General features: G+C 65.7%; 7 protein-coding genes. 2 read left to right on the forward strand and 5 right to left on the reverse strand.

The features are described 5' to 3' along the window. A partial coding sequence (locus JNK68_06365; protein MBL8539980.1) for a squalene/phytoene synthase family protein occupies positions 1 to 425 on the forward strand: 425 nt, incomplete at its 5' end. A gap of 40 nt (positions 426 to 465) precedes the next feature. Next, positions 466 to 1,242 (forward strand): SDR family NAD(P)-dependent oxidoreductase, encoded by a 777-nt coding sequence (locus JNK68_06370; GenBank protein ID MBL8539981.1) that lies wholly within the window; start codon positions 466 to 468, stop codon positions 1,240 to 1,242. Here JNK68_06370 and JNK68_06375 read toward each other — a convergent pair. The 5 genes from JNK68_06375 to JNK68_06395 all read right to left on the reverse strand — a co-directional run. Continuing rightward, positions 1,211 to 1,609 carry an acyl-CoA thioesterase gene (locus tag JNK68_06375; GenBank protein ID MBL8539982.1) on the reverse strand — a complete coding sequence of 133 codons (399 nt, stop codon included), beginning with the start codon at positions 1,607 to 1,609 and terminating at the stop codon, positions 1,211 to 1,213. The two genes, JNK68_06370 and JNK68_06375, sit on opposite strands and share 32 nt — an antisense overlap. Continuing rightward, a complete protein-coding gene (locus JNK68_06380) occupies positions 1,606 to 3,924 on the reverse strand; it encodes an MMPL family transporter (GenBank protein MBL8539983.1) in 2,319 nt (772 codons plus the stop codon). The genes JNK68_06375 and JNK68_06380 overlap by 4 nt, the downstream gene beginning before the upstream one ends. Before the next feature lie 62 nt (positions 3,925 to 3,986). After that, on the reverse strand, positions 3,987 to 4,928 hold the full coding sequence (locus JNK68_06385; GenBank protein ID MBL8539984.1) for a hypothetical protein: 942 nt from the start codon (positions 4,926 to 4,928) through the stop codon (positions 3,987 to 3,989). Between the two features lie 44 nt (positions 4,929 to 4,972). After that, complete coding sequence (locus JNK68_06390) at positions 4,973 to 6,337, reverse strand: DUF1329 domain-containing protein (GenBank protein ID MBL8539985.1); 1,365 nt, start codon at positions 6,335 to 6,337, stop codon at positions 4,973 to 4,975. 37 nt (positions 6,338 to 6,374) lie between these two features. Continuing rightward, positions 6,375 to 7,187, reverse strand: an 813-nt coding sequence (locus JNK68_06395; protein ID MBL8539986.1) for a DUF1302 family protein, incomplete at its 5' end; no start/stop codon positions are given.

The following is a 7,187-nucleotide window of genomic DNA, read 5'->3' on the forward strand; positions in this document are numbered from 1 at the left end:
CCGCCGAGATTCTCGGGTATCGGGACACGCGCACCATCGACTGTGTCCGCGATCTCGGGACGGCATGCGCTCTTGCTTGTGTGGTCCGTGATGTTGGCCGCGCTGCCCGGCGCGATCGCATTTACCTGCCCGCGGACGAAATGGCCCGCTTCTCGGTCACGCCGGCCGACTTGATTCACGGGCGGTACAGCGACCGCTTCCGGGCCCTTGTCGAACATCAGATCGACCGCATCGAACGCAGACTGGCAACCGCACTGGGAGACTTGCCGGCCATCGACCGCCCTTCACAGCGTCCCGTGCTGGCCTTGGCCGCGATCGCCCGCGCGCTGCTGCGGGAGATTCGCATCGACGGCTGCCGCGTGCTCGACCGCCATACGACGCTGACGCCACTGCGCAAGCTATGGATCGCGTGGCGCGCACGCTGAGCGCGTCCGGTACACTGAAGACGTTCAGAACGGAGCCGACATGTCCGAGCAGACCGTCCAGCTATCCGCTTACCGACCGTCACGCGACCTGCTGCAGGGCCGCGTGATTCTCGTCACGGGCGCCGGCCAGGGCATCGGGCGGGTTGCTGCCCTCGAGTACGCCGCCCACGGCGCCACGGTCGTACTCCAGGGACGCAAGCCGAAGAAGCTGGAAGCAGTGTACGAAACCATCCAGCAGGCCGGTTACCCGGAGCCGGCGATGGTGCCCCTCGACCTCAACACCGCTGCCGATACCGACTTCGAGCGTCTCGCCGACACCATCGAATCGGAGTTGGGTCGCCTCGACGGCATCCTGCACAGCGCCGTCCTGTTCGAGGGATTGAAGCGCCTGTCCGACCTCACCCTCGAACACTGGCTTGCCTGCCTGCGCGTCAACCTCGCCGCTCCCGCCGCCCTGAATCGGGCCTGCGCCCCCCTGCTCGCCACCGCCCCCGATGCCGCCGTGATCGTGACCGGTGAAACGCATGGGCTCGCGCCTGCCGCCTTCTGGGGTGCGTTCGCGGCCGCCAAGGCCGGTCTCTCCGCGCTCGTCAGGATTCAGGCCGAGGAATGGGTATCCACGCCACAGCTGCGGATCAACCTCGTCGTCCCCGGGCCCGTGCGTTCCCCGCAGCGGACGCAAAGCCACCCGGCGGAGGCGCCCGAGCAAGTGCCGGCGGTGGAAAGCGTGATGCCCTGGTACCTCTACTTCATGGGCCCGGCGAGCCGTGGTCGCAGCGGCGAGATCATCCGTTGCGCGAGGGGAGAAGCGCCCTGAGGACATCGGGCAGCGGCGCGGAACGCTGCCCGATCAGATCGAACCACACCATCCTCGTTTCACCCGTCGCAACGTTGCCGGTAGTCCCCGCGCGCAGCGCGTAGTGCAGCACGAAGCTGCTGCGCCCCGCTCCGCCTCCCGTCATCTCGATCTCGACGTTCGCCGGGTACACGACGGGAGCCAGATAGCTGCAGCTCGCCGCGACCACCACGGGTGCATGGTCGCGCGGCAATCTCGCGGCAAGCGAGCGCACCCAGGCGACACGTGCCTCCTGCATGTAGCGGAAGTAAGCGATATGGCTGGCATGGCCGAGTGTGTCCATGTCGCTGAACGGGACGCGCACGACTTCGGTCCACAGGTGATTCATGATCGCCCATCCCCTTCGTCGCGCAGACCGGGCAGCAGATATGCCGCCAATGCCGGCAGCAGCAACACCGCCCCGAGCATGTTCACGAGAAACATGAAGGCGAGCAGGATGCCCATGTCCGACTGGAACTTGAGGTCGGAGAACGTCCACGTGCCGACGCTCACGCTCATGGTCACCGCGGTGAAGACCGCCGCGGTGCCGCGCTGGCGCAGCGCCTTGTAGAAAGCCTCGCGCATCGTCGCGCCCTGTTCGTGCAGGGCGTGCTGGAAGCGCTCGTAAAGGTAGATGCCGTAGTCGACGCCGACGCCGACGCCGAGCGCGATGACTGGCAGCGTGGCCACTTTCACGCCGATGTCCAGGCTCGCCATGAGAGCGTTGCACAGAAGCGAAACGAGTGCGAGCGGCAGGATCACGCAGAGCATCCCGGCGAGCGAACGGAAGGTCAGCCAGCACAGGAGCATCACCGCGGCGAAGATCGACACCAGCATCGATTTCTCGGATGCCGCCACGGCCTCGTTGGTCGCCGCCATCACGCCGACGTTGCCACTCGCAAGCAGGAAGCGGATGTGCTCGCCGTCGTACCGTGTCGCGTACTCCTTCACCGCGCGGACGATGCGGGCGATGGTATCGGCGTGATGGTCGCGGGTGAAGATCATGACCTGCAGCGCACTGCACGCCGGATCGAGCAAGCCGGTTCCGGTATCCACCGGCGTCACCGACTGGGCGAGGATCTCCGGCACCCGCGAGAGCGCACGCCACTTGAGATTTCCCTCGTTGTAGCCGGCGTTGATGGTCTTCGCAAGCCCGGGCAGCGCCAGCACCGACTGCACGCCTTCCACCTGTCGCATGAAGAACTCGAAGCGCTCGACGTCATCCATGAGCGCGAAATCCGTGCAGGCGCCTTCCACCCCGCGCGTTTGCACGATGACCGACAGCACGTCGACCCCGATGCTGAAATGCTCCGTGATGGCGCGCACGTCGCGGTTGTAGCGCGCGTCCTCCTTGAGTTCCGGCAGGCCGCTGGCAACATCGCCGATGCGAAGCCCATGCGCCTTCCACGCACCCAGGCCGGCGAGCGTCACCGCCACCGCCAGCACGCCCAGCGCAGGGCCGCGCCGCACCGTCCCGGCGAGCCTCCACCACAGTCGATCGCTCCAGCCGCCACGCGCACCCGCCCGTTGCAGCGCGCCCGCCTCGAGCGCGACGTAGGACAGCATCACCGGCAGCAGCACCTTGTTGGTGACGATCATGAGCAGCACACCCAGGCTGGCGGTGACCGCGAACTCGCGCACGATCGCCATCTCGACGTGGAGCATCACGATGAAGCCCAGGGCATTGGTGATGAGCGCAACGGCACCCGGCACGAAGAGTTTGAGGAACGCATTGCGCGCAGCACCCTCGGGGATCTGCCCGCGCACCACTTCCAGCTTCCAGGCGTTCGTCATCTGCACCGCATGGGAGACGCCGATGGAAAAGATGAGGAAGGGCACGAGGATCGACAGCGGGTCGATGCCGTAGCCGAGCAGAGGGAGAATGCCGAGCAGCCACACCACCGGCACCAGGGCGCAGACGAGGCCGAGCGCGGTGAGCCGTAGCGAGTCGGAGTAGAAATAGAACAGCAGTGCCGTGACCAGGAAAGCGATGCCGAAGAAGACGATCACTCCACGCGCGCCGTCCGCGATGTTGCCGACCGCCTTCACGAAACCGATGATGTGAACGTCGAGTTCTGGCGTCTCGTACTTCGCCCGCAACGTCTCCAGCTGTCGCGCGACGCTCTGGTAATCCAGCTTCGCACCGGTATTGGGATCGATCTCCAGCAGCTCCGCTCGCACCAGCGCGCCGCGGAAATCGCTGGCAACGAGGCGGCCGACGTTGCCCGATTTCACGATGTTCCGGCGCACCGCTTCGAGCTCCTGCGGGGTGCCGGTGAACCCGGCCGGAATCACGTTGCCACCGGCGAAGCCCTCCTCCACGACCTCGATGAAGCGCACGTTCGGTGTGAACAGAGAGGTGACGGTCGGCCGGTCGACCCCCGAGATGAAAAACACATCGTCGGTTGCGCGCCTGAGCGTGTCGAAGAAGGCCGGTGTGAAGATGTCACCCTGATGAGGCACGAGAGCCACCACCAGGCGGTTCGCTCCGCCGAAGGCGTCCCGGTACTGCGTGAACACCTTCATGTAGGGATGCTGAAGCGGAATCATCTTGTTGAAGGCCGCATCCACCCTGAGGTGCGTTGCCGAATAGGCGAGCACTGCGGTCAGCGCCACGAAAATGATGAGAAGCAGGCGGCGCGCGGCGAAGATGCCGGCTGCGATGCGCTCCGTGAGGCCACGGTGCCGTGCAGACGCATGCTTGCGCACGGCGCGCTTTCCCGGGCTCAGGGCGCTGCCCGCGCGGCGCGCGACACGCCACCTTCACCGAAGAGCAGCAGCTCACCTGCGTCTCCGGGCAGCACGGCGGCAATCGGCCTGCCGTCGGCGGCACGGTGTGCATGGAGACTACCGCCTGCCACGTGCCCCGAAAGGATGACGCCGTCGTTGCCCACGAGCAGTACCTCGTCACCGGAGGTGACGATGCCACCCTGCAGGGACGCTTCGGTACCCGATTCGACGGCGTGCCAGACAGTGCCCTCGGGCGAACCCAGGAACAGCTTGCCGCGCAGCCCGAACACGAGCGGTCTGCCGTCCGCCAAGACCACCACGCCGAAGAACGATCCCTTGTAGGGTGCCGCGAGCGGCTTCCACGTTCCGCCGCCGTCGTCTGACCGGAGAATCGTTCCGGATTCGCCGACGACAAAGATGCGCCCGTCGCTCGACCCGGCGATCGCGTTCAGGTGCCGGTCGCCGTCCTCGACCCGGATCCGCTCCCATGTTCGACCGCCATCGCTTGTCGCGAGCGCGAGGCCATAAGCACCGACCGCGATGCCGCGGTCGGGATCGGCGAACCAGACGTCGAGCAGCGGCGCATTCTCTTCCGGTGCAGCGTGCGCAGTCTCCCATGTCTCACCGCCGTTTCGCGTGACGAGGATCGTCGCATCGTGCCCCACCGCCCAGCCACGACGGTCGTCGACGAAGTACACCGCAGTGAGCGTTGCCTCGGTCGGTGAGGTCGCATAGCGCCAGCTGTGGCCCGCGTCGTCGGAGAGCAGGATGCGACCGCGCTCGCCCACGGCGACGATGCGCTTTCCCGCGTGCGCCGCGTCGAGCAGCAGCAGCCGGTCGATGCGCGGATTGGCGGAGCCCGACGCCGGGAGCAGCAACGGTCCCCCCACGGCGACGGGACACAGCAGAACAAGGATCAGGAAGATGGCGCGCCGCAAGTTGTGCTCGACGGTTGAGCGCCGCGAGGACGGAGCGGCGAGTGTCAGCGGGTGCCGATCCCGCGCAATCCGGCGGGCGTGAAGTCCGAAGCTTCGCGCTTGATCGGCTCGAACACTTTCGGCTCTTCGTTACGCAGCCCCATGGCGAGATAACGGCCCGACTGCAGATCCGAATGCACCTCGACCATGTTGTACCACATCGGCCGGTCGCAGAACTGAATGTTGTGCGATTCCGCGACGCGCCACAGTTCCTCGCGATTGTCGTACTTGTCGGTCACGAGAATCGCCCAGCTGTCCTCGTCGATGTAGAAGCGCCGCTTCTTGTAGATATGGCTCTGCCCGGGCTTGAGCGTGGCCTCCACCACCCACACGCGGTGCAATTCATAGCGCGCATGATCCGGATTGACGTGACCCGCCTGCAGCACGTCGGAATACTTGAGCTCGTTGCCCACCAGCTTGTACGAGTTGTAGGGCACGTACAGTTCCTGTTTCCCCAAGAGCTTCCAGTCGTAGCGGTCGGTGGCACCGGTGAACATGAAGAAATCGTCGTTGGTGCGCAGACCGTCGGAGGCGGTGCCCGGATTGTCGTAGGCAACCTGCGGCGCCAGTCGCACGCGACGCTGCCCGGGGTTGTAGGTCCATGCCTGCCGCGGCTCCTTCACCTGATCGACCGGCTCGTGGATGAGCAGGATCTGGCCGGCGAGCCGCGCCGGCGCCGTCACTGTCTGCAGGAAATTGGCGAGACGGTTTTCCGTGCGCTGATCCTTCGGCTTGACGAGGTTGCCGTAGTCGAAGTCGTACTCGTACTCGAAGCGCACCGGTGTGTACGCCCCGTCACGCGTGACAGCCGCCTGGCTCCAGTCCATGGCATAGGTATCGCCACGGTAGCGCAGCAGGTGATTCCAGATGGCTTCCTGCCCATTCTTGGGAATCGGAAACGGAACCCCGCCCTGCGTTCCCGTAACCCCGTTGCCGCCGTCGACGAGCTTCGCCCGCGTCGCGTTCGCCATGGTCTCGTCGTAGTGCAACTTGGGAAACGCCGCGGTGCGGCGCGTCGGGTAGACCTGCATCTTCCACGTCGGATACTTCTTGAGGAGCGCCATCTGCCCGGGCGACAGATGGGCCTGGTACTTCTCCATATTGCCGGCATCGATGGTGAGGAGCGGCTTGTCGTCCGGGAACGGGTTCTGATAGTGATTTCCCGGCTGGTGCCCGGAAGGGCACTGTGTGAGACCACCCTCCCACGCCGGGATAGTCCCTGCGGCGTTGCCTGCCTTCTCGGCGCCCATCGGCGTGAGCGATTTGCCCAGTGCGTCCGGCGTCGCTTCGGCCCGCGCGTACTGCGTCGCCAGGACAAGGGCAAACGCGCAGCCCGCAATCACGCTCGATGTCAGACGACGCTTCACCATCGGGCCCCCTCGGCAAACTGCCCTGCTCGACAAGGTTTCAGAACGAGTAACTCACGCTGAGCGCGATGAAGTCACGATCCTTGAGCGGATTCGTGCTGCTCGCGTAATAGCGACTCTGGCCCGCCGGGAAAGGATTCTGGGCGGAGTTCGGGGCGGGATCGATGCCAGCGATCAGGCGGCCGCCGAAGTAGTTCGTGTAGGCGATGTCGGCCTGCCAGTTCTGGCGGTAATTGAAACCGACGCCGATCGTCAGCGACATCGCGCCGCCGTTGAAGGTCGGGCTGACACCGTTCACGTCGTGCCCGAATGCGAGCCGCGGCGACACCGTCGCTGCGCCCAGCGCGTTCGGATAGTCGAGACGCCCGAGGAGCCGATAGCCCCATGAGAAGCGGCTGGCATATCCGGTGGTCTGGTACGAGCCGTACGATGTCGTCGTATTCGACCCCGGTGCGGGAAGGAACACGCCGGGACCATTGAAGTAGAGCCCTGATGGCAGATCGAGGTAAGTGAAGCCAACCTCGCCCACCACCGTGAACTGCTCCGCGCCCACGGTCGGCCCGAAAGCCTTGGTCGCCGTCGATTGCAGCTGCTGCTGAGCCACGCGATCATAGCCGCGGATGACGGTGCCGTTTGGCACCAGGAACGCCAGCGGAACCGAGCGGCCGCCAACGATCGTCGTGGCAGTCCCGGTGATGCTGTTCTGCGCACCGAGCACCGCCAGCAGGACTTCCGGCCCGGCGAATGCGAGCGGCTGGTTCGGTCGGTACGAGTACTCCCCCTGCAAGGCCACGCCCCACGGCCCCGGTGTGCTGAAGCTCATCCCGAAGAGATTGATGTTCTCCGGAAACTC

It is taken from the genome of Betaproteobacteria bacterium (genome assembly GCA_016791345.1).
Lineage (GTDB): Bacteria > Pseudomonadota > Gammaproteobacteria > Burkholderiales > JAEUMW01 > JAEUMW01.

Bases quoted from the DNA above. Each gene is read 5' to 3' on its own strand.
- JNK68_06390 (MBL8539985.1), bottom strand. From the start codon at position 6,337: ATGGTGAAGCGTCGTCTGACATCGAGCGTGATTGCGGGCTGCGCGTTT.
- JNK68_06375 (MBL8539982.1), bottom strand. From the start codon at position 1,609: ATGAATCACCTGTGGACCGAAGTCGTGCGCGTCCCGTTCAGCGACATG.
- JNK68_06370 (MBL8539981.1), top strand. From the start codon at position 466: ATGTCCGAGCAGACCGTCCAGCTATCCGCTTACCGACCGTCACGCGAC.